The 19,034-nt window shown below is 70.9% G+C and carries 21 protein-coding genes and 1 riboswitch; of the genes, 10 read left to right on the top strand and 11 right to left on the bottom strand.

Annotated elements, in window-relative coordinates:
* Positions 1-24: 24 nt before the first annotated feature.
* Both ACWD0A_RS09100 and ACWD0A_RS09105 read right to left on the bottom strand, forming a co-directional pair.
* A complete protein-coding gene (locus tag ACWD0A_RS09100) occupies positions 25-270 on the bottom strand; it encodes a hypothetical protein (protein ID WP_451296093.1) in 246 nt (81 codons plus the stop codon).
* 38 nt (positions 271-308) lie between these two features.
* On the bottom strand, positions 309-1,250 hold the full coding sequence (locus tag ACWD0A_RS09105; RefSeq protein WP_451296095.1) for a glucosyl-3-phosphoglycerate synthase: 942 nt from the start codon (positions 1,248-1,250) through the stop codon (positions 309-311).
* Between the two features lie 116 nt (positions 1,251-1,366).
* A riboswitch (SAM riboswitch) is annotated at positions 1,367-1,511 on the top strand.
* A 17-nt stretch (positions 1,512-1,528) separates the two neighbouring features.
* Between ACWD0A_RS09105 and thrC the strand changes: the two genes are divergently transcribed.
* The 4 genes from thrC to groL all read left to right on the top strand — a co-directional run bounded on the left by thrC (position 1,529) and on the right by groL (position 5,730).
* Positions 1,529-2,833, top strand: a complete 1,305-nt coding sequence (gene thrC, locus ACWD0A_RS09110) for a threonine synthase (protein ID WP_451296097.1) — start codon at positions 1,529-1,531, stop codon at positions 2,831-2,833.
* The gene (locus ACWD0A_RS09115; RefSeq protein WP_018847107.1) at positions 2,830-3,105 is read left to right on the top strand and encodes a MoaD/ThiS family protein; all 276 of its coding nucleotides are present in this window, start codon (positions 2,830-2,832) and stop codon (positions 3,103-3,105) included. Before thrC ends, ACWD0A_RS09115 begins: the two co-directional genes overlap by 4 nt.
* Positions 3,106-3,511: 406 nt before the next feature.
* The gene (locus ACWD0A_RS09120; RefSeq protein ID WP_005315736.1) at positions 3,512-3,715 is read left to right on the top strand and encodes a cold-shock protein; all 204 of its coding nucleotides are present in this window, start codon (positions 3,512-3,514) and stop codon (positions 3,713-3,715) included.
* Positions 3,716-4,107: 392 nt separating this feature from the next.
* On the top strand, positions 4,108-5,730 hold the full coding sequence (gene groL, locus ACWD0A_RS09125; protein WP_177150292.1) for a chaperonin GroEL: 1,623 nt from the start codon (positions 4,108-4,110) through the stop codon (positions 5,728-5,730).
* A 199-nt stretch (positions 5,731-5,929) separates the two neighbouring features.
* Here groL and ACWD0A_RS09130 read toward each other — a convergent pair whose 3' ends face one another.
* The 4 genes from ACWD0A_RS09130 to ACWD0A_RS09145 form a co-directional block, all read right to left on the bottom strand.
* Positions 5,930-6,508, bottom strand: a complete 579-nt coding sequence (locus ACWD0A_RS09130; protein WP_451296099.1) for a Uma2 family endonuclease — start codon at positions 6,506-6,508, stop codon at positions 5,930-5,932.
* A 56-nt stretch (positions 6,509-6,564) separates the two neighbouring features.
* Positions 6,565-7,410, bottom strand: coding sequence for a hypothetical protein (locus ACWD0A_RS09135; protein WP_451296101.1), 846 nt, complete (start codon positions 7,408-7,410; stop codon positions 6,565-6,567).
* A 225-nt stretch (positions 7,411-7,635) separates the two neighbouring features.
* Positions 7,636-7,845: a DUF397 domain-containing protein gene (locus ACWD0A_RS09140; protein WP_451296103.1), complete on the bottom strand. Its 210-nt coding sequence runs from the start codon at positions 7,843-7,845 to the stop codon at positions 7,636-7,638.
* Complete coding sequence (locus ACWD0A_RS09145) at positions 7,826-8,659, bottom strand: helix-turn-helix domain-containing protein (protein ID WP_451296105.1); 834 nt, start codon at positions 8,657-8,659, stop codon at positions 7,826-7,828. Before ACWD0A_RS09145 ends, ACWD0A_RS09140 begins: the two co-directional genes overlap by 20 nt.
* A 115-nt stretch (positions 8,660-8,774) precedes the next feature.
* Between ACWD0A_RS09145 and ACWD0A_RS09150 the strand changes: the two genes are divergently transcribed.
* Together ACWD0A_RS09150 and ACWD0A_RS09155 are read left to right on the top strand one after the other, a co-directional pair.
* Positions 8,775-8,996, top strand: coding sequence for a hypothetical protein (locus tag ACWD0A_RS09150; protein ID WP_451296107.1), 222 nt, complete (start codon positions 8,775-8,777; stop codon positions 8,994-8,996).
* Positions 8,993-9,211: a hypothetical protein gene (locus ACWD0A_RS09155; protein ID WP_451296402.1), complete on the top strand. Its 219-nt coding sequence runs from the start codon at positions 8,993-8,995 to the stop codon at positions 9,209-9,211. The genes ACWD0A_RS09150 and ACWD0A_RS09155 overlap by 4 nt, the downstream gene beginning before the upstream one ends.
* A 3-nt stretch (positions 9,212-9,214) precedes the next feature.
* On the opposite strand, the gene ACWD0A_RS09160 is transcribed toward ACWD0A_RS09155, so the two are convergent.
* Together ACWD0A_RS09160 and ACWD0A_RS09165 are read right to left on the bottom strand one after the other, a co-directional pair.
* The gene (locus tag ACWD0A_RS09160) at positions 9,215-10,780 is read right to left on the bottom strand and encodes a protein kinase domain-containing protein (RefSeq protein ID WP_451296109.1); all 1,566 of its coding nucleotides are present in this window, start codon (positions 10,778-10,780) and stop codon (positions 9,215-9,217) included.
* Positions 10,781-11,113: 333 nt separating this feature from the next.
* Entirely contained in the window at positions 11,114-12,346 is a 1,233-nt protein-coding gene (locus tag ACWD0A_RS09165) for an MFS transporter (protein WP_451296111.1), read from the bottom strand.
* 329 nt (positions 12,347-12,675) lie between these two features.
* Between ACWD0A_RS09165 and ACWD0A_RS09170 the strand changes: the two genes are divergently transcribed.
* Positions 12,676-13,614 carry a hypothetical protein gene (locus tag ACWD0A_RS09170; RefSeq protein WP_451296113.1) on the top strand — a complete coding sequence of 313 codons (939 nt, stop codon included), beginning with the start codon at positions 12,676-12,678 and terminating at the stop codon, positions 13,612-13,614.
* Between the two features lie 74 nt (positions 13,615-13,688).
* Complete coding sequence (locus tag ACWD0A_RS09175) at positions 13,689-14,285, top strand: dihydrofolate reductase family protein (RefSeq protein ID WP_451296115.1); 597 nt, start codon at positions 13,689-13,691, stop codon at positions 14,283-14,285.
* A gap of 62 nt (positions 14,286-14,347) precedes the next feature.
* Here the strand turns inward: ACWD0A_RS09175 and ACWD0A_RS09180 are convergent, their stop codons facing one another.
* Positions 14,348-15,964 carry a serine hydrolase gene (locus ACWD0A_RS09180; protein WP_451296117.1) on the bottom strand — a complete coding sequence of 539 codons (1,617 nt, stop codon included), beginning with the start codon at positions 15,962-15,964 and terminating at the stop codon, positions 14,348-14,350.
* A 9-nt stretch (positions 15,965-15,973) separates the two neighbouring features.
* On the bottom strand, positions 15,974-17,299 hold the full coding sequence (locus tag ACWD0A_RS09185; RefSeq protein WP_451296389.1) for an MFS transporter: 1,326 nt from the start codon (positions 17,297-17,299) through the stop codon (positions 15,974-15,976).
* A gap of 40 nt (positions 17,300-17,339) precedes the next feature.
* Here ACWD0A_RS09185 and ACWD0A_RS09190 point away from each other — a divergent pair, with 40 nt between their 5' ends.
* Together ACWD0A_RS09190 and ACWD0A_RS09195 are read left to right on the top strand one after the other, a co-directional pair.
* Complete coding sequence (locus ACWD0A_RS09190; RefSeq protein ID WP_451296119.1) at positions 17,340-17,576, top strand: type II toxin-antitoxin system VapB family antitoxin; 237 nt, start codon at positions 17,340-17,342, stop codon at positions 17,574-17,576.
* Positions 17,573-17,989, top strand: coding sequence for a PIN domain-containing protein (locus ACWD0A_RS09195; RefSeq protein ID WP_451296121.1), 417 nt, complete (start codon positions 17,573-17,575; stop codon positions 17,987-17,989). Before ACWD0A_RS09190 ends, ACWD0A_RS09195 begins: the two co-directional genes overlap by 4 nt.
* Before the next feature lie 37 nt (positions 17,990-18,026).
* Here the strand turns inward: ACWD0A_RS09195 and murQ are convergent, their stop codons facing one another.
* The gene (murQ, locus tag ACWD0A_RS09200; protein ID WP_451296123.1) at positions 18,027-19,022 is read right to left on the bottom strand and encodes an N-acetylmuramic acid 6-phosphate etherase; all 996 of its coding nucleotides are present in this window, start codon (positions 19,020-19,022) and stop codon (positions 18,027-18,029) included.
* Between the last annotated feature and the right edge of the window lie 12 nt (positions 19,023-19,034).

Here is a 19,034-nt window from a genome sequence, read left to right on the forward strand (position 1 = left end):
GAACCTAGCCCGTCCCGTATGGCCTCAAACGTGCGTGCGGCCGCGCCGTGGGTCAGTGTCACGTTTCCGGCCACGGGCGGCCGCGACGGCGACCGCGCCCGCCGCGGTCAGGCTGAGTGCGACCCCGCCGAGCAGCCACAGCTGCTCGGCGGTGGAACCGGTGCGGGCCGGCTCACCGGTGTGCCGCGGCCCCTCGGCGGCCAGGGCCGGCGCCGTGCCCTGGATCCCGCGCATGACGTCCATGAAGTCGGTGAGGTCCATGAGGTTCATACAGGGGAAAGTTAGACAAAATGGATGGAGGTATCGGCTTATGCCGCGCGACGCGCCGCGTACTCACCGATCTCGCGCATAGGCGGCCGCTCCTCGGTGTCCACCGGGTGGTTCCGCGGCACGAATCCGTGCTCGCCGCGCACGAACTGGGTGAGCTCCGGCCGCACCAAATGGCCGCGGGCCAGCCTCAGTTGCGCCGTGCGGTAGATCGTCGCCGCCATCCGGCCAAGAGCCTGCCCGTCCTGGTGGCGGTGCCTGCGCGTGCCCACGTCGACCTGTGCGAGCGCGTCGAGTCCCACCAGGTTGAGGGCGTCCACCAGCAGGCCCAGCTCCACTCCGTAACCGACCGGGAACGGCAGTTGCTCCAGCAGGGAGCGCCGGGCCGCGTACTCGCCACCCAGCGGCTGGACGAAACCGGCCAGTTGCGGCCAGTGCAGGTTCAGCAGCGGCCGCGCCACCAGCTCCGTCACCCGGCCACCCTGAGCGGGGGCGGCACCGAGCGGGCGGTCGTACATCGCCTTGACGAACTGCACTTCGGGGTCGGTCAGCAGCGGCCCGACGATCCCGACGACGAAGTCCGGGGAGAACGCGCGCAGGTCCGCGTCGACGAAGCACACGATGTCACCAGTGGTCACCATCAGTGACCGCCAGAGCACATCGCCCTTGCCCGGCACCGCCGGTATGCGCGGCAGGACGGCGTCCCGGTGGACCACCCGCGCGCCCGCCGCGGCGGCCACCTCGGCCGTGCGGTCGCTCGACGCCGAGTCGATCACCACCAGTTCGTCGACCAGCGGAACGGGGCCCGACATCAGCGCGTCGCGTATCGTGGAGACGATCTCCCCGACCGTCTCCTCCTCGTTCAGGGCCGGCAGCACCACGCTGACCGTGGTGTTCTTCTTGGCGGCCAGCAGCCGGCCGAGAGGGCGGTCGGCCACCGACCAGGATCGTCGGGCGAGCCAGCGCTCCACCTCATCCAGCACGTGATCTCCATCTCGCGGATCGGACGACCATCTCAAGCGTCCAGGGGTTCGGTTACAGTCTTGAACAACGCGCATGGCCGCCGCATGTCGGGGTCACCGCGCCGACAATCGAATACCGCTCATCCAGAGGGGCAGAGGGATACGGCCCGTTGAAGCCCCGGCAACCCTCCAGCCGATCTCTGCGCACATCGCGCGAGGCTCACGGCTAGGGAAGGTGCCAATTCCGTCTCGCGGCGAGATGCGCCGCGGGGAAGATGAGGAGAAAGGGCCTCGCCTCCATGGCTGTGCAGACTGTTGCCACCACCAACGAATCCGCTGGTTCCACCGGATCCGTCGACCTGGGCCCCGCCTCCGGGCTCTCCTGTCGCGAGTGCGGCGAGCGGTTCGACCTCGGTCCGATCTTCGCGTGCGAGGTCTGTTTCGGGCCGCTCGAAGTCGCGTACGACGTGCCGAGCGGCGACCCCGAAGCCCTGCGCGAGCAGATCGAGTCCGGCCCCGAGAACATCTGGCGCTACGCCCCGCTGCTGCCCGTCCCTGCCGACGTCGCGGACAAGCCCAACCTGAACCCCGGCTGGACCAAGCTCGTCAAGGCCGACAACCTCGCCCGTGAGCTGGGCGTCGAGGCCGGCAAGCTGTTCGTCAAGGACGACTCCGGCAACCCGACGCACTCCTTCAAGGACCGCGTCGTCGCCCAGGCCCTGGAGGCCGCCCGCGCCTTCGGCTTCACCACCCTCTCCTGCTCCTCCACCGGCAACCTCGCGGGCGCAGTCGGCGCCGCGGCGGCCCGTGCCGGCTTCCGCTCCTGCGTGTTCATCCCGCACGACCTGGAGCAGGGCAAGGTCATCATGGCCGCGGTCTACGGCGGTGAACTGGTCGGCATCGAGGGCAACTACGACGACGTCAACCGCTTCTGCTCCGAGCTCATCGGGGACCCGGCCGGCGAGGGCTGGGGCTTCGTGAACGTCAACCTCCGCCCGTACTACGCCGAGGGCTCCAAGACGCTCGCGTACGAGATCTGCGAGCAGCTCGGCTGGCGGCTGCCCGACCAGATCGTCATCCCGATCGCCTCCGGCTCCCAGCTCACCAAGATCGACAAGGGGCTGCAAGAGCTGATCAAGCTGGGTCTGGTCGAGGACAAGCCCTACAAGATCTTCGGCGCCCAGGCCGAGGGCTGCTCCCCGGTGTCCGTCGCCTTCAAGGCGGGCCACGACGTGGTCAAGCCGCAGAAGCCCGACACCATCGCCAAGTCCCTGGCGATCGGCAACCCGGCCGACGGCCCGTACGTCCTGGACATCTGCCGCCGCACCGGCGGCGCGGTCGAGGACGTCACCGACGAGCAGATCGTGGACGCGATCAAGCTGCTGGCCCGCACGGAGGGCATCTTCACGGAGACCGCAGGCGGCACGACCCTCGGTGTGGCGAAGAAGCTGATCGAGGCCGGTGCCATCGACCCGTCCCTCACCACGGTCGTCGTCAACACGGGTGACGGCCTGAAGACCCTCGACGCGGTGGCGCCCACGACGGGTATGACCGCTGTCATCCGACCCAACCTGGACTCTTTCCGAGAGGCTGGCCTCGCATGAGCGTCAACGTCCGTATCCCCACCATCCTCCGCACGTACACGGGCGGGCAGGCCGAGGTTCCCGCCGAGGGCGCGACCCTGGCCGAGGTCATCGCGGACCTGGAGAAGAACCACACGGGCATCGCGGCCCGCGTCCTGGACGACCAGGGCAAGCTGCGCCGCTTCGTCAACGTGTACGTGAACGACGACGACGTCCGCTTCGAGCAGGGCCTGGAGACGGCGACGCCGGACGGTGCGGGCGTCTCGATCATCCCCGCCGTCGCCGGCGGCTGATCTCCTCCGCGTCACACCGCGTTATCAGAATTGCCCCGTCCGCGAGAGAAGCGGAGGGGGCAATTCTGCATGGTTGAGCGCGGTAGAGTCTGGGAAGCCCCCTCCGCCGGCCGCTCGGCAATGCGTTCCCGCTCCACAAGAATGCGCCAAAGTAAGCGATCGAAATGCGTCGAAAGTGGCACTTTGCCGGGCCCGACTTGCCCTGGAATTCAATGAATTCGCATGGATCGGCCGATCGGTCCTGCCCAGATTTCTCGTCCGATTGACCTGTTGCAGAGGGCAGTTGGGCAGATACATTCAGCCGCGGTCGACGCGTTCCGGCGCACACCCCTCCTGCTGGGGTGAGGTCTGACCCGGGTCCGCGAAGTGCGGTCCTGTGCAAGGGCCAGTAATAGGGGAGTTAGGCATGGCTCAGGGCACCGTCAAGTGGTTCAACGCGGAGAAGGGGTACGGCTTCATCGCGGTCGACGGTGGTGCGGATGTTTTCGTCCACTACAGTGCGATCCAGATGGACGGATACCGCACCCTTGAAGAGGGTCAGCGAGTCGAGTTCGAGATCTCGCAGGGCCAGAAGGGTCCGCAGGCTGACATGGTCAAGCTCGCCGTCTGATCCAACTGATCCAGGCGCGTTCGGCCACCGACGCACTCACGCGCGAGGGGTCCGCATCCCACAGACCGGGATGCGGGCCCCTCGTGCTTCGTCGCGAGGTCCGCCGTGGCCCTCGCCGTGAGGGCTGCCGTGACGGCCGCCGTGGGAGCCGCCCGCCGTGCGCCGTGAAGGCCGTCCGTCGTGCGCCGTGAGCGTGAGGCGCTTGCACTCTCCGGGGGCGAGTGCTAATCATTGGCGTTAGCACTCTCCCAGTGAGAGTGACAGAACTTGGATCGGGTCGGTGAGGTCCGCAGGCCGGGTGGGGCAAGGAACCACACGGCGCGCAGGCCGTCCGTCGCGGGCGCCGGATGCGATCCGAAGCAATCCACCCCAGTCCGGGAGGACCACTTCACATGGCCAAGATCATCGCGTTCGACGAGGAGGCACGGCGCGGTCTCGAGCGCGGGATGAACCAGCTCGCCGACGCCGTCAAGGTCACCCTTGGCCCCAAGGGTCGCAACGTCGTCCTCGAGAAGAAGTGGGGCGCCCCCACGATCACCAACGATGGTGTGTCCATCGCCAAGGAGATCGAGCTCGAGGACCCGTACGAGAAGATCGGCGCCGAGCTGGTCAAGGAAGTCGCCAAGAAGACGGACGACGTCGCCGGTGACGGTACGACCACCGCGACCGTTCTCGCCCAGGCGCTCGTCCGCGAGGGTCTGCGCAACGTGGCCGCCGGCGCCAACCCGATGGCCCTCAAGCGCGGCATCGAGAAGGCCGTCGAGGCCGTCTCCGGCGCCCTGCTCGAGCAGGCGAAGGATGTCGAGACCAAGGAGCAGATCGCTTCCACGGCCTCCATCTCCGCCGCCGACACCCAGATCGGTGAGCTCATCGCCGAGGCCATGGACAAGGTCGGCAAGGAAGGCGTCATCACCGTCGAGGAGTCCCAGACCTTCGGTCTGGAGCTGGAGCTCACCGAGGGTATGCGCTTCGACAAGGGCTACATCTCGGCGTACTTCGCCACCGACATGGAGCGTATGGAGGCGTCCCTCGACGACCCGTACATCCTGATCGTCAACTCCAAGGTCGGCAACGTGAAGGACCTCCTTCCGCTGCTGGAGAAGGTCATGCAGTCCGGCAAGCCGCTGCTGATCATCGCCGAGGACGTCGAGGGCGAGGCCCTGTCCACGCTCGTCGTGAACAAGATCCGCGGCACCTTCAAGTCCGTCGCCGTCAAGGCCCCGGGCTTCGGCGACCGCCGCAAGGCCATGCTGAACGACATCGCCATCCTCACGGGCGGCACGGTCATCTCCGAGGAGGTCGGCCTCAAGCTCGAGAACGCCGGCCTGGACCTGCTGGGCCGCGCCCGCAAGGTCGTCATCACCAAGGACGAGACCACGATCGTCGACGGTGCCGGTGACAGCGACCAGGTTGCCGGTCGCGTCAACCAGATCCGCGCCGAGATCGAGAACAGCGACTCGGACTACGACCGCGAGAAGCTCCAGGAGCGCCTCGCGAAGCTGGCCGGCGGCGTGGCCGTCATCAAGGCCGGCGCCGCGACCGAGGTCGAGCTCAAGGAGCGCAAGCACCGCATCGAGGACGCCGTTCGCAACGCGAAGGCGGCCGTCGAGGAGGGCATCGTCGCCGGTGGTGGCGTGGCGCTGATCCAGGCCTCCTCGGTCTTCGAGAAGCTCGAGCTCCAGGGCGACGAGGCGACCGGCGCCAACGCCGTGAAGCTCGCGCTCGAGGCCCCGCTCAAGCAGATCGCCGTCAACGGTGGTCTCGAGGGTGGCGTCATCGTGGAGAAGGTGCGCAACCTGCCCGTCGGCCACGGTCTGAACGCCGCGACCGGCGAGTACGTCGACATGATCGCCGAGGGCATCATCGACCCCGCGAAGGTCACCCGTTCCGCTCTGCAGAACGCGGCCTCCATCGCGGCGCTGTTCCTCACCACCGAGGCCGTCATCGCCGACAAGCCGGAGAAGGCCTCCGCGCCTGCCGGTGGCGGCATGCCGGGCGGTGACATGGACTTCTGATCCTTCGCGGATCGGCAGTTCAGAAGCTGTACGGACCGAGGGCGGCACCCCACTCCCAGGGGTGCCGCCCTCGGGCGTTCCCCTGGGCCCTCCCTTTATGGGGTGGGGCAAACCCCCCCGGTGGAAACGTGCGGGGACGCGACGGTGACCCGGTCCCTGTCGCGGGGGAGCGGCCGGGAAGGGACGTGTCCTGCGCGGGTCAGCCGGCGTAGTCCTTGAGCTTCTCGGTTTCGAGGGTGATGTCGACGGGGTGGGGGAGTTCAACCGTCTCGCCGTATCCGTAGGTCCGTACGAGGTGGTAGAAGCCCTCCTTGGGCTCGCTGTGGACGACGACGGTGTGGGAATCGCGGTCGACCAGGAGGTACACGGGGATCTCGGCCCGTGCGTAGCCGTCGCGCTTCTCGACCCGGTCGCGGCGCTCGGTGTCGAAGTCGTGCGAGGTGACCTCGACGGTCATGAGCACTCCCTCGGTGCTCGACCACTCACCGTGGCCGGCGAAGTGGCCGGACGGAACGAGCGTGCCGTCCGGGCGGCAGCGGCCCTTGCGGTAGCCCTCGATCACGAGCCCACGCTCGGGGTAGAGATCAAGGTCCGGGCGGTGTTGCATGCACTGTCGCAGCAGCCACATGAAGATTGCTCCGTGGTCACCGTTGGGCACGGGCTTGACCCTCAGCCTTCCGTTGATGAGTTCGAGCGTCACCGTCTCGGGGGCATGACGGGCGAGCTCCTCGAAGTCCTCGACGGACATCTCGGGACTGTCGGCGCTGATGTGGGTCATGGCTTCGCCTCCTCCCCACCATCGTGCCCCGCTCATGGGGTGAGTGAGCTGCGATGTCATGAAGGTGACCTCTCAGGGGTGCGGGACGCCGCCGCGCGGGCCAGGGTCGCCAGGGCGTGGACGCGGGCCGGTGGGAGCGTCGGGGGCGGGGCCGTGCGGGCACCTCGGCAGCGGGCGCACTTGCCGGACCGCAGGTCTCCCGCGCCGGCCGGATGTCCGCACTCGGCGCATTCGAGGATGCGGACCGGGCGGGGCTTCGCTGGCGGTGCGGGTGGGAGCTTGTCGATCAGGCGGCGGCGGGCCAGCGCAGCCGGGTGGTGGACCGGGACCGGGAGGCCGTCCGTGAGCGCGTGCACCACCTGCCGCTCGGTGACCTCCCGCGCGAACCACTCGTCCACCAGCGGCGCGAGCGCCGTGCAGTCGGCGTGGGACAGTGACATCACCGGGTTCGTCCGGCCCAGTGCGGCCAGCAGGATGTATGCGCGTGAGCGGGTGGGCCGACGTCTGTCGGCCTCCTCGGGCGGGACGTCGCCCTTCGCGTACGCCGTCCACCATGCGTCGTCCCGCGCGGTACGGGACCACCACGTGCGGGTGACCCACTGTGTGCTGCCCGAGGCCACCGTGACCGACTCCAGGCCGCGGCGCAGATGGCCCGCCGCGATCAGGTGGTTGAGCGCCTTCCCGACTTCCGTCTGGCCGTACGGGGTGTACTTGGCCAGCGTCTTCACGGAGATGTCGCTGTTGTCCGGCAGCCTGTCGATGTACGCGGCGATCGCCCCCTCGCGGGGCGGGAGGTGCGTGAAGTCGTCGGCGGTACGTGGAAGTTGGTCGGAAACCGTCCGTTTGCCGTAGCCGGGGTTGGCGAGGGGGTGCTGGGCAGCACTAAGCTGGATGTCATCCATGGGATCGCTCGTTTCGATCTCGATGGTCAGACCCCCGCAGGTGTTCCCGCACCTGTCGGGGGTTGTTCGTTTATCGGAACGCTAGAGCGTGATGACGCTCCGTGGCAAGTCGGTCGCGGAAAGTCCACGTGCATGCCAACCGGCAGGGTGGGAGGGTGGGTTGAGGCCCTTCCTTCCCTTCCGCAGAAAAGGCGCTCGGCTCTCGACGCCCGAGATCCGGGACGGTTACGTGCGCTTCAGGCCGGCGACGAACATCGACCAGGCGGCGGCCGGGAAGACCAGGCGCGGGCCGTCGGGGTTCTTGGAGTCGCGGACGGGGACGATGCCGGGGTGGGCGTCGGCGACTTCGAGGCACTCGCCGCCGCTGCCGCCGCTGTAGCTGGACTTGCGCCAGACGGCCGCCGTCACGTCGTACTCAGGGCTGCTGATCTCCATGCGCGTCATCCTCCGCCACTGACTCGATCAGGGCCAAGGATGTTTCCGGCGACAGCGCGCTGGCCCTGAGGAGATCGTAGGTCAGGGCGTGACGGGTGACCGTTGCCGGATCGTCCTCCAACTGTCCTGATCCCAGGCCCTGGAGATAGGCGAGTGGCGGTGCGTCGGGGAAGGTCATCAGCTTGATCGGCCCTTCCAGGGAGGCGTGCGCGCCCGCGTCGAACGTCATCACCTGCACGATGATCCGGTGGCGCCGGGCCAGGTCCGCCACATGTCGCAGCGCCTCCTTCGTCCCCACGACCTTCCGGCGTAACACCGCCTCGTCCAGCACCGTCCACAACAACGGCTTTGTCGGATCGGCGAGCAGACGCGCGCGGTCCAGTCTCGCCTCCACCAGATCGTTGATCGCCTCCTCCGTCGCCGTCGGGTGATACGCCCGGAACACCGCCCGCGCGTAGGCCTCCGTCTGCAACAGCCCCGGGATGAGCAGCGGCTCGTAGACGCGGATCGTCTCCGCCATCGCCTCCGCCTCCGCCGCCTCCGCGAAGTGGTCCGGATACTGCGACTTGTTGGACACCTCGCAGTTGCGCGTGAAGAAGTCCTCCGTACCCAACACCTCGTCCAGTTGGACCGCGTGCTCGCGCAGGATGCGGCGTGTGCCCGCCTCCATCTGGCCGATGTAGGAGCCGCTCACGAACAGCGGACGGCCCAACTCGTCCTGGGTGAGGCCCGCCTTCATGCGGGCGTGGCGCAGTTCCGCGCCGAGCAGTGCCCGGGGTGAGGTGGACGGGTCGAGATCCTTGGGTCCGGGCATGGTGCAACTCCTGGATCAGCAGGTCGCGTTGTTGGGCCGCTGTCTCTTCCCAGGCTAGCGAGGTGCGCACACGCTGGGTGAGGAAAGCGAACACTCAGTGGTGGAGGTGCCAGGCATGGTGGATGCGGTGCGATCGGCGGAGCGGCTGCGGGCCGCCGAGGAGGTGGTCGCCCAGCTCAGGGACGGGCTCGACGTGGTGTCGGTGACGCTCCCGTCGCTGCGGGTCGACCCCGTCTCGCTCGCGAGTGAGATGCCGTATCCGCTGGTGGACCTGGGGCGTTGCAACCTCGACACGGCACTGCGGCTGGCCGCCGTTCTGCAGGGGCTGGAGAAGTGACGGCCGACGTCCCGGAGCTCGGGGCCTACGCCGTCGACGCGCGCGACGGGCGGGTGGGGGTGGTGATGGGGTGGGTCGGTACGTATGTCCAACTGCGGCCGCCGGGCGGGGGCCGGGAGTGGGACTGCCCGCCCGGGGACGTACGGCCGGCCCCGCCCGCGGACGTCGTGCGCGCCCGGGTGCGGGAGCGGAACGCGGAGGGCCGGCTGCCGTAGCGGTCAGGAGTTGCGCCAGAGCTGCGCCGGTTCCGAGGGGTTGCAGGGGGTCGTCTGGAAGCCGATGGAGCCGGACATCGCCAGGCAGGTCTTGTCGGCGACGTTCCGCAGGGTGTGGCCGTTCGACTTCGTCGCGGTGATCTGCCATGCCTGGGCTTCGGAGCCGTTGCAGTCCACGATCGCGATCCCCGCGTAGCTCCGGGATTCGATACAACGGCCGGTGCCCCGGCTGACCAGCCGGAATGTGGTGCCCGAGACCGGTGTGTACGTCCACCGATAGCTCATGGTGGTCCCGTTGCCCGACGGTTCGCCGCACACCGAGTTGGAGACGGAGGAGCCGGAGTAGGCGGAGTACGAGTCGGCCAGGCACCGGCCCGTCGAGGCGCCCCTGAGCAGGTGTGTTCCCGAGGGCGCGGCCTGGGCCGGGGGCTTGTCCCCGGCCCCGCTGCCGGAGTCGCCCGAGCCGCTCGAACCGCCGGAGCCGGTCGTGCCTCCGGCTGCGCTGCCGCCGGCGTCTCCCGTGCCGTCGTCCCCGCCACCGCCTGGGGTGCCCGGGGAAGCGGGCGACGAGCTCGATCCCGGCTGGGAACCCGGAGGGCGGGACGCCGGTGGGGTGGGCTTCGGGGACCGCCCGCCTGCCGCCGACGCGGAGGGCGAGACGACGGCCGTCGGGGTCGAGGGGCCGGGGCCCGCGCCCTCGGAAGAGCCGTCGAAGGGGCCGAGGGCGATGGTGAGGGTCGTGCCCACGACCACCACGACGGGCAGTGCGAGGACCAGCACGCGGGTGCGGCGCTCACGCGGCTTGCGCGAGGCCGGGCCGACCGCCTCGGCCGGGGGCGTGTCGGGTTCCGTCGATCCGGGCCCGCGCGCCGGCTGCGGGGTCTCGGGGCCCGGCGACTCCGGCTCGGGCCCGACCGCCGGCGGCGGGTTCCCGGCGAAGGCGGCCCGCTCGGTGATCCGGTCCATGACGTCCGGGGGCCACAACGAGGTCGTCGCGGCCGGCACGTGACCTCGGGCGCGGTCGAACAGCTCGGCCGCCGTGGGCCGTTGGGAGGGATCCTTGGCGAGGCACGACTCGACCACAGCCGACAGTTCGGGGTCGGTGTCGGGCAGCCGGCCGAGGTCGGCATCGGTGTGGACGATGCGGTAGAGCAGGTCGGGCCCGGACCCGTCGCCGAACGGCGGACGTCCGTTCGCCGCGTACAGCAGCAGGCTGCCGAGCGCGAACACGTCCGCGGCGGGGGACAACCGGCGGTCGGCCACGGCCTGTTCCGGTGCCATGTACGCCGGTGTGCCGATGACCATGCCCGTCCGCGTCAGCCTGCTCTGGTCGGCCGCCCGCGCCACGCCGAAGTCGATGAGCGTCAGGCCGTCGAGGGTCAGCATGACGTTGGAGGGCTTCAGGTCGCGGTGCACCATGTCGGCGGCGTGCACGGCGCGGAGGCCGTCCGCCGCGTCGCGCAGCAGCCGCCAGAGGCTGTCGACCGGCAGCGGGCCGCCGTGCAGGCGCAGCGCCTCGCTCAGGGTGAGTCCGGGGATGTACTCCGTGGCGAACCACGGCGGTTGCACGACGCGGTCACTGGCGAGCAGCCGCGCGCTGACCCCGGCGGGCAGCCTCGCCAGGTTGTCGAGCTCGTGCCCGAAGTGCGCAGGAAGTCGTGGTCCTCGGCGAGGGCGGGCAGCACCTGCTTGACCGCGGCGTACTGCCCCGCCGCCGTACCGAGGTAGACCCGCCCCATGCCGCCCGAGCCGAGGACGCCGAGAAGGGCGAACGAGCCGATCCGCCGCGGATCCGACGGCTCAAGAGGCTTCGCCCCGCTGCCGCTCACATGAGAGTGATCTTCTAATCCCCCGTGCATGGCCGACGGGCTAGCGGAGAGCGGACCGGTCTCCGCACCCTCCTCAGGAGCCGGGACGAGCAGGCCGGCGCCGCCCCAGCGCCACGGCGACGACGAGGTACGGCACGGCCAGCAGCGCGAAGACCACACCGTGCGACGCGCGCGGCGACAGCGCCGCGTAGGCGCCGTAGGCGGCCAGGGACGCCAGGCTCGTGCCCAGGCCGGTCAGCGAGGTGACCGTCGCGCGGCTCGGCCCGGTGATCGCCGCCTGGAGGCGTACGTCGGCGAGCACGTCCGCCAGTTGGAAGACGAGGAACGCGGCACCGACCAACACGAAACCGGAGGGCCTGCCCGACAGGGCGCCCGCCGCGAGCGCGCACGCCGCGGCGGCGACCAGCATGCCGAGCGCACGTGGGGTGAGCCGTTCGCCTGCCGTGACCAGCAGCGAGCCGAGCGTCACGCCGACCCACACCACCAGCACGAGCAGTGGAACGGTCTCGGTCGCCACCCCTGTGGACGCGGCGAGCAGCGGCAGGTACTCGTCGAGCGCTCCCCACAGCGAGGTGATCACGACGGCGAGCAGCATCGCGTGCCGGACGGGCCGGCTGCCGCGCACCTCGGACAGGCCGGCCCGCAGCGTCGCCAGGTAGCCGGGCTCCTCCGCGCCCTCGGGGCGGGTGCGGTCCCGGTGCTCGGGCAGCGTCGCGCCGACCGCCGCGCACAGCACGCAGGCGGCGATGCTCACGCCCCACACCAGGGCGTGCCCGCCCACGGCGAGGGCGGGAGCGGCGGCCGCGGTGGCCGTGGCCGCCGCGGCCATGCTCACGGCGGCCGCCCTGCCCATGAGCCGGCCGTACCGGTCGGCGGCGCCGAGCCGTTCGAGCTCGTCGTGGACCAGGGCCTCCATCGAGCCCGAGCGCAGGGACCCGCCGACGGCCCAGAGTGTGAAGCCGGCGGCGTACGCGGCGTACGACGGTGTGACGGCCCACAGCGCGAAGCCGGCGGCGGACAGCAGCGGACCGGCGACCATCATGGCCCGGCGCGAGACGGCGTCGGCCCAGACGCCCGACGGGACCTCCACCAGCAGGCCGACGACGCACCAGACGGCGAACAGGGACGAGATCTCGGCGGTGGTCAGGCCGTTCTCGGCGAACAGCAGCGCGTACAGCGGATAGAGCAGGACGAAGTCCTCGAGGCCCGCGTAGGCGTAGAGCCTGCGCGCGAGGGCGCGGACGCGGGGGTCGGGGGAGCCGGAGGAGACCGGCTGGCCGGACGGGCACGGCGAATCGGTGAGCATGGTGTGTGGTCCTTCTGCGGAACGGACGGGGACGCCGGGTGCTCACCCGCGCGGCGGCCCGCGACAGCCCGTTCCTGGACCTGCTGCCGTGGATCAATGTCGTCGTCGGCTCATACGGTCGAGGGTACGCCGATGCGTGTCCGGCGGCTCCCTGTTTTCGCGTCCCCGCGGCATCTGCCGTGATGCGGCCGGGAGTTGACTCTCTCCCGGGATCCAGCAAGATCGTCACCCGGCATCACTCACCGCAGGGAGGAATCCGGCGTGACCTTCGGGGACAGAATCCGTACGGCCCGACGTGGCAGCCGAACGGGGGCCCGCCGCCGCCCACCGTGCCGCCGCACCCCTACGTGTCGCCGCCGCACGTGCCGCCTCCCTCGCCGTTCGGACCGCCGCCGTACAGGCCGCCCGCCACCACGCTGTGGCAGCGGTTCCGCGAGGACGAGTGGCCGCCGCTGCGGGAGGTGATGAGCCGTCTCCCGGTTCCCGGCTGTGCGTGGGTCGCGATCCTCTTCTGCGTCTGGCCGGTGCTCTTCATGGTGATCTGCTACCCGGTCGCCCGCGCCGCGCGGCGGACGGCCCGCTCGGTCTTCCCCGTGCACAGCCACCGCCGCATCCAGGACCCGGACGTCGTGCGGGTGCAGAAGATCCGCGCCTGGGTCGCGCTCGCCGCGTCCTTCGCCATCCTGGTCGCGTACGGCACCGAGGCGGACTGGTCGCAGGCACAGGACCAGGCGCTCTTCCGGCTCGCGGTCACGCCCTGGCTGCTGCTGCTCACCGCCCCCGTCGTGATCGCCGTCCTGTTCCGCCTCGCGCCCGCCCACGCGCGGGCGGCGATGCGCGCGCGGGTGCGCCCCGCCGTCCGCCTGGCGCTGCGGTACTTCGGCGCCTTCACGGCGGTGCCGATCCTGTTCGCCGGGGTCATGTTCCTCAGCCGGGCCCTGCCCGACGGCGTGCTCAGCACGCTGCTCACCTTCGCGCTGCTCCTGCCCGTCCTGTGGGTGCTGTTCTTCGTCGCCTTCGCCTCGTCGACGGTCGTCCGGGGCGCGTTCGACACCGCCGAGATCCATGCCGCGCTCCCCGCCCTGCTGACGGGCGTGCTGGTGTGGGAGCTCGCGGCGATCAACCTGGCGACGGCCGGCATGCCACCCGGCCCGCCGCTCGTCCAGATCTCCGCCGTGATCGGCGGCCCTGCGTCGGTGTCGGCGGTGGCGTGGTGGGAGATCGACCGCCTGCGCACCCGGTACGGAGTGACGCTGCGGGGGCGGTGAGGCGCGATGATTTCCGAAGGGCCCGGCAGTCTCTTCTGCCGTACCCACCACAGTGAGGAACAGGAGCGAGTCCCATGCGCATAGTGATCAGTGAGTTCATGAGCCTGGACGGCGTCGTGCAGGCGCCGGGCGGTCAGGGTGAGGACACCGACGGCGGCTTCGCGCACGGGGGTTGGACGCACCCGTTCTTCGACCCGGAGGTGGTCGGCGGCACCTTCGACGACGCGCTGTCCAAGGCCGAGGCGCTGCTGTTCGGGCGCCGCACGTGGCGGACGATGGCCGCGGCGTGGCCCGACCGCGCCGGTGACCCGTTCGCCGACCGGATGAACTCCCTCCCGAAGTACGTCGTCTCGCGCACGCTCGGCGACGACGAGCTGACGTGGGACAACACCACGCGCATCCCCGGCGACGAGGCGGTGGCCCGGATCCGGAAGCTGCGCGAGGCCGACGGCGGCGACCTGCTGGTCATGGGGAGCTCCGAACTGGCGCGCACCCTCCTGGGCGAGGGGCTGGTCGACGAGCTCCGGCTCATGATCATGCCGGTGCTCCTCGGCGGCGGGAAGAAGATCTTCCCCGACGACGGTGCGCTGCGGACGCTGGAACTGGTCTCCACGGTCACCAGCGGTACGGGCGTGAACGTGTGCACCTACCGGCCGGTGGCCGAGGCGTAGTCCGGGCGGGCCCGTTCTAGGGGGAAGGGGCCCGGCTTCCCTCGCGGGTGAAGGCGCCCGGTTCACTCGCGCGTGAAGGTGCCCAGGCCGTTCGTGTCGAGGCTTTCCACCCTCACCCGCGACGCCTGTCCGTCGTCGCCGACGGTGAACGTGACGCCCGTGCGGCCGACCGCGTTCTCCCCCACCGTCTCGAAGCTGAACGTGTCACCGCTGTAGTGGGTGAGCGCGAACCGCAGGGGCTTCGGCCCCAGATGCAGCGACAGCGCGCCGTCGTCGGCGGTGACCGTCAGCGGACCGTAGTAGTCGTTGCGGTACGTCCCGGTGTACGCGTCGTCGGCCCTCGCGTCGGCGGCACCCGACGGCGGCTTCGTGTAGTCGGTGGGGGAGCGGCCCGCCTGCTCCTCCTTCTCGTAGACCTGGCCGATCAGGGACAGCCAGTCCTGCGTCGGCCTGCCCTGCTGTGCCGTGTCGAAGAAATCGAAGGCGACGGAGTCGGCGAGACCCACCGGGCTGCCGTTGGTGAGGACGACGATGCCGAGCTGCTCGGCAGGCAGCATCGTCACGTTGGTGTTCGCGCCCAGCCCGAACGCGCCCGAGTGGCTCAGGCGCAGGCGGCCCCGGTCGTCGTAACTGACATTCCAGCCGAGGCCGTAGAAGCCGGCCCGGTCCGTCGGGGGCGCGGGCGGCTGGGAGACGATCTCCGGAAGGTGGGTGCGCTGCAGCTGCTCGGCGGGGACGATCTGCTCGCCCGCGAGCTTGCCGTTCGCGAGTTGCAGGCGGAGCCACCGCGTCATGTCACGGGCCGTGGAACTGACCCCGCCGGCCGGGGACTGGGCGTCGGCGTCGCGGACGAACTTCGCCTCCCAGTGGCCCTGCGCGTTCTCGACGTGGGTGACCGCCTTGTTCGCGGCCTTCTCGTAGTCGGCGAAGGACGAACTGGTCGCCGTCATGCGGGCCGGCCGGTACAGCGAGTCCTCGGCCAGCTTCTCCCACGTCGTGTCCTTCGCGTCGGCGACCGCCTCGGCCGCCGCGGTGAAACCGAAATTGGTGTACGCGTAGCTCGCGCGGAACGGCGACAGGGGCTCGAACCGCAGGTGGCCGAGGATGTACTGCTGGTCGTAGCCCAGGTCTTCGAGCAGGTCACCCGCGTGGTCGGGCAGCCCGCTGCGGTGGGACATCAGATCGGCGACCGTCACGTGCCGCGTCACCCACGGGTCCTTGAGTGCGAAGTCGGGCAGATGCCGGGTCACGGGGGTGCCCCAGTCAAGGGCCTTGTCGCCCACCGCGTCGGCGACGACGGTCGAGGCGACCGGCTTCGACAGGCTGGCGAGCTGGAACACCGTGTCCGGGGACACGGCGCCCGCCTTGCCGACCTCACGCTCGCCGAAACCCTTCAGGTACACGACCTTGTCCTTGTGGACGACGGCCACGGCGACGCCCGGCACGCCGGTCTTCTCCATGCCCGCCCGGATCTGCCCGCCGAGCTTCGCGACGGCGTCGGCCACCTGCTTGTCCGTGAGCATCGGGGCGACGGCCCGGTGGGCGGCAGCGGAGCGGGGCGGCGGGCCGGCCGTGGCCGTCGTCGCCGCGTACGTCGCCGCCAGGACAGAGGCCAGACCTGCCGCGACGTACACGCGTGGCCTGCCCCTGCGGTGCCTTCCGTACCGTCGGACACCCATGCGTTCCATTCAACGCCCGGCGGCTGCCTCTGTCGCGCGGGGCGGTTCCGGGTACGCCGTGAGGGGAGGGCGCGGGTCCGGGCGGCGGGCCCACAGCAGCGCGCCCGCGCACAGGACCGCGCCGCCCAGGAGCCACGCGGGCGGGCCGGCCGGCAGGGCGCCCGCGACCACACCCGCCAGCGCGCCGACCGACTGGAGCGCGAGGGACCGCACGGACAGGGCCGTGGCGCGGACGTCGCTGTCGACGCGGTGGTGCAGCAGGTCGTTCTCGTTGGGTCCGGCCGAGCCGAGGCCCAGGTAGATCAGGCCGTACCCCAGGGCGGCGAGCGCGAGGACCACCGGTCCGTCCGACGCGGCGGTCACACCGAGCAGGATCAGACCGGCGGCGCTCAGCCCGATGCTCGCGAGCACCGCGTGTTCGCCGCTGCCCGTCACCCGGGCCGCAAGGGGCGCGAAGTGGCTGCCGATCGCGGTGCAGACGAACCCCGCGCAGGCCAGGGCCGCGAACAGCACGGCACCGGACTCGGGCGCGCCCGTCAGGCCGGCGGCGCGGCCCGGGGTGAGCAGTTCGACGGTGGCCAGGCCGGCACCGGCCGCGCCCGCCGTCATCAGGAGACGCCGGACCAGGGCGTCCCCCGCCCCCAGACGCAGTCCGCCGAGCACGGTGGCGGGGACGCCGCGGAGCACGGCGCGCAGCGTGGTGCGGGGCCGGGGCGGCTCGGGAAGGGCGAGCAGCACGTACGCGACGTAGCCGGCGCCGAGGGCCGCGCCGAGCAGCGCCGGGGCGGAGAGCGGCAGCAGCAGGCCGCCGGTGGCCGCGCCGAGGTCGGGGCCGAGGCGGAGGAGGAGCGGCAGCCCGCCGCCGACGAGGGTTCCGGCGGCCAGCGCGGCGGCGGAGGCGGTGCCCGCGCGGGCGAGCCCGGTGCGCAGTTCGGCGCCCGGACCGGAGTGGGCCTGGACCGTGTCGACGTACCACGCCTCCGCGGGGCCGCTGGACAGGGCGCGGCCCGAGCCCATCAGGAGCATGGCGACGGCGAGCGTCCAGACGGTGGTGCCGAGCGCGAGCACGGTGAGGGCGGCGGCGTTGAGCAGCCCGGCGGCGGCGAGGACGGGCCGGCGGCCGACGACGTCGGCGAGGCCGCCGGTGGGCAGCTCCATGACGGAGACGGTGACCGAGTGGACGGCGAAGAGCGCGGCGACGACGGCGAGGCTCATGCCGCGCTCGGTCATCAGCAGGACCTGGGAGGGGACGTAGAGGCCGACCGGGAGCCAGAAGAGCCCGGTGGCGGCGACGAAGCGACGACGTGCGGAACGGGGGTCGAGAGGGGCGCCAATGTACACTCGGAGGCGTCGTTTGGTGTTCATCATGTACAGGATGGAGGCTGCGATGTCGTTGACGCACATCGATATCGATGACGAGGCGCTGGAGACGGCCAAACGCTTGGGTGGGCATCGCACGAAGACGGCGGCGGTGGCGAAGGCGCTCGAGGAGTACAACAAGCGTCTTATGCGCGCCGCTGCCTACGAGAAGTACTTCGAGCTCGCACAGGACTGGGACATCGAGGGTGCTGAGGCTGCTCACCGCGCCGGCAAAGAGGCGTACCGTCGGTGAACGTCTATCTGCTCGGCTCCACCGCATTGTGGCGAATGACGCGTGACAAGGTGCTGCGCGCAGCGTGGCAGTCAACCGTCATGAACGGCGATGTCCGGTCGTGCTACCCGCAGCGGGTCGAGTTTCTGCGGTCTGCCCGGGACTTGAAGGAGTTCGAGGCGTACAGCGCCATGTTCGCCGAGTTGTACGACGACGTTCCCGTTCCAAAGGGAGCGGCGAAGTGGATCGGGGGCCTGCAACTGCGTGCCGCCGAGCGCGGTGCGCACCAGGCGCTGTCAGCTGTCGACCTCCAGATCTGCGCGACGGCCGCCCACCACGGCCTCATCGTGCTGCACGACGACAAGGACTTCGTGACCGCAGCCCGTTTCGCCGTCGAGCTTCAGCAGCACAACGTGCACGACGGCCCGCGATGACGCCCCGCCCGTGAACGGGCGTCAAGGGGCCGGGTCCTCAGCGGGGCCCGGTTGCGGGGCTCTGCCCCGGACCCCGCTCCTCGAGCGCCGGAGGGGCCGCGATGGGTGCGGCCCGGTCCGCCAGCGCCGCGCGCAGGTGGCCGTTCGAGCGGGTCAGGAGGGCGGACGCCGTGCCCGCGTCGACTCCCCCCAGAATCACCAGGATCGCGTTCTTCACCTCTCCTCCCGTCGCCTCGAGCGCCGCCTCGATCTCCTCGTCCGCCGCCCCCGTCGCCAGCGACACGATCCGCCGGGACCTCGCCCGCAGCTTGTCGTTCGACGCGCGCACGTCCACCATCAGGTTTCCGTACGTCTTGCCGAGGCGGATCATCGTGATCGTCGAGATCATGTTGAGGACCAGCTTCTGCGCCGTGCCCGCCTTCAACCGCGTCGAGCCCGTGAGCAGTTCGGGACCGACCACGACCTCGACGGCGTGGTCCGCCGCCGCGCCCAGCGCGCTCGCCGCGTTGCAGGACAGGCCGATCGTCAGCGCGCCCAGCGACCGCGCGTGCTCCACCGCGCCGATCGCGTACGGCGTGCGGCCCGACGCGGAGATGCCGACCACGGTGTCGTCCTCGGTCACCTTCAGCGCGTCCAGGTCCGCCGCCGCCAGCTCCTTGCTGTCCTCCGCACCCTCGACCGCCGTGAACATCGCCGTCGGGCCGCCCGCGATCAGGCCCGTGACCTCCGACGGGTCCGTGTTGAACGTCGGCGGGCACTCGCTGGCGTCCAGGACACCGAGGCGGCCCGCCGTGCCCGCCCCCGCGTAGATCAGCCGGCCTCCTCGGGACATGCGCTCGGCCGTGGCGTCGATCGCGGCGGCGATGACGGGCAGTCGGGCGGCGACGGCCGCGGGGACGGTCTCGTCCTCGCCGTTCATGAGGCGCGCGATCTCCAGCGTCGGCAGCCGGTCGATGTCGGCGAGCTCGGGACGGAACGCCTCCGTCGTGAGCGTGGCGAGCTGGGCGCGGAGTTCACCGTAGGTGGGGGTCATGAGGAGCGGCTC

The sequence above is a fragment of the Streptomyces sp. NPDC002867 genome (assembly GCF_053591895.1).

Excerpts from the sequence above, each read along its gene's own strand:
- ACWD0A_RS09100 (WP_451296093.1), bottom strand. The coding sequence starts at position 270 with ATGAACCTCATGGACCTCACCGACTTCATGGACGTCATGCGCGGGATC.
- thrC (WP_451296097.1), top strand. The coding sequence starts at position 1,529 with ATGGCTGTGCAGACTGTTGCCACCACCAACGAATCCGCTGGTTCCACC.
- ACWD0A_RS09115 (WP_018847107.1), top strand. The coding sequence starts at position 2,830 with ATGAGCGTCAACGTCCGTATCCCCACCATCCTCCGCACGTACACGGGC.
- ACWD0A_RS09120 (WP_005315736.1), top strand. The coding sequence starts at position 3,512 with ATGGCTCAGGGCACCGTCAAGTGGTTCAACGCGGAGAAGGGGTACGGC.
- groL (WP_177150292.1), top strand. The coding sequence starts at position 4,108 with ATGGCCAAGATCATCGCGTTCGACGAGGAGGCACGGCGCGGTCTCGAG.
- ACWD0A_RS09130 (WP_451296099.1), bottom strand. The coding sequence starts at position 6,508 with ATGACCCACATCAGCGCCGACAGTCCCGAGATGTCCGTCGAGGACTTC.
- ACWD0A_RS09135 (WP_451296101.1), bottom strand. The coding sequence starts at position 7,410 with ATGGATGACATCCAGCTTAGTGCTGCCCAGCACCCCCTCGCCAACCCC.
- ACWD0A_RS09140 (WP_451296103.1), bottom strand. The coding sequence starts at position 7,845 with ATGGAGATCAGCAGCCCTGAGTACGACGTGACGGCGGCCGTCTGGCGC.
- ACWD0A_RS09145 (WP_451296105.1), bottom strand. The coding sequence starts at position 8,659 with ATGCCCGGACCCAAGGATCTCGACCCGTCCACCTCACCCCGGGCACTG.
- ACWD0A_RS09150 (WP_451296107.1), top strand. The coding sequence starts at position 8,775 with ATGGTGGATGCGGTGCGATCGGCGGAGCGGCTGCGGGCCGCCGAGGAG.
- ACWD0A_RS09165 (WP_451296111.1), bottom strand. The coding sequence starts at position 12,346 with ATGCTCACCGATTCGCCGTGCCCGTCCGGCCAGCCGGTCTCCTCCGGC.
- ACWD0A_RS09175 (WP_451296115.1), top strand. The coding sequence starts at position 13,689 with ATGCGCATAGTGATCAGTGAGTTCATGAGCCTGGACGGCGTCGTGCAG.
- ACWD0A_RS09180 (WP_451296117.1), bottom strand. The coding sequence starts at position 15,964 with ATGGGTGTCCGACGGTACGGAAGGCACCGCAGGGGCAGGCCACGCGTG.
- ACWD0A_RS09190 (WP_451296119.1), top strand. The coding sequence starts at position 17,340 with ATGGAGGCTGCGATGTCGTTGACGCACATCGATATCGATGACGAGGCG.
- murQ (WP_451296123.1), bottom strand. The coding sequence starts at position 19,022 with ATGACCCCCACCTACGGTGAACTCCGCGCCCAGCTCGCCACGCTCACG.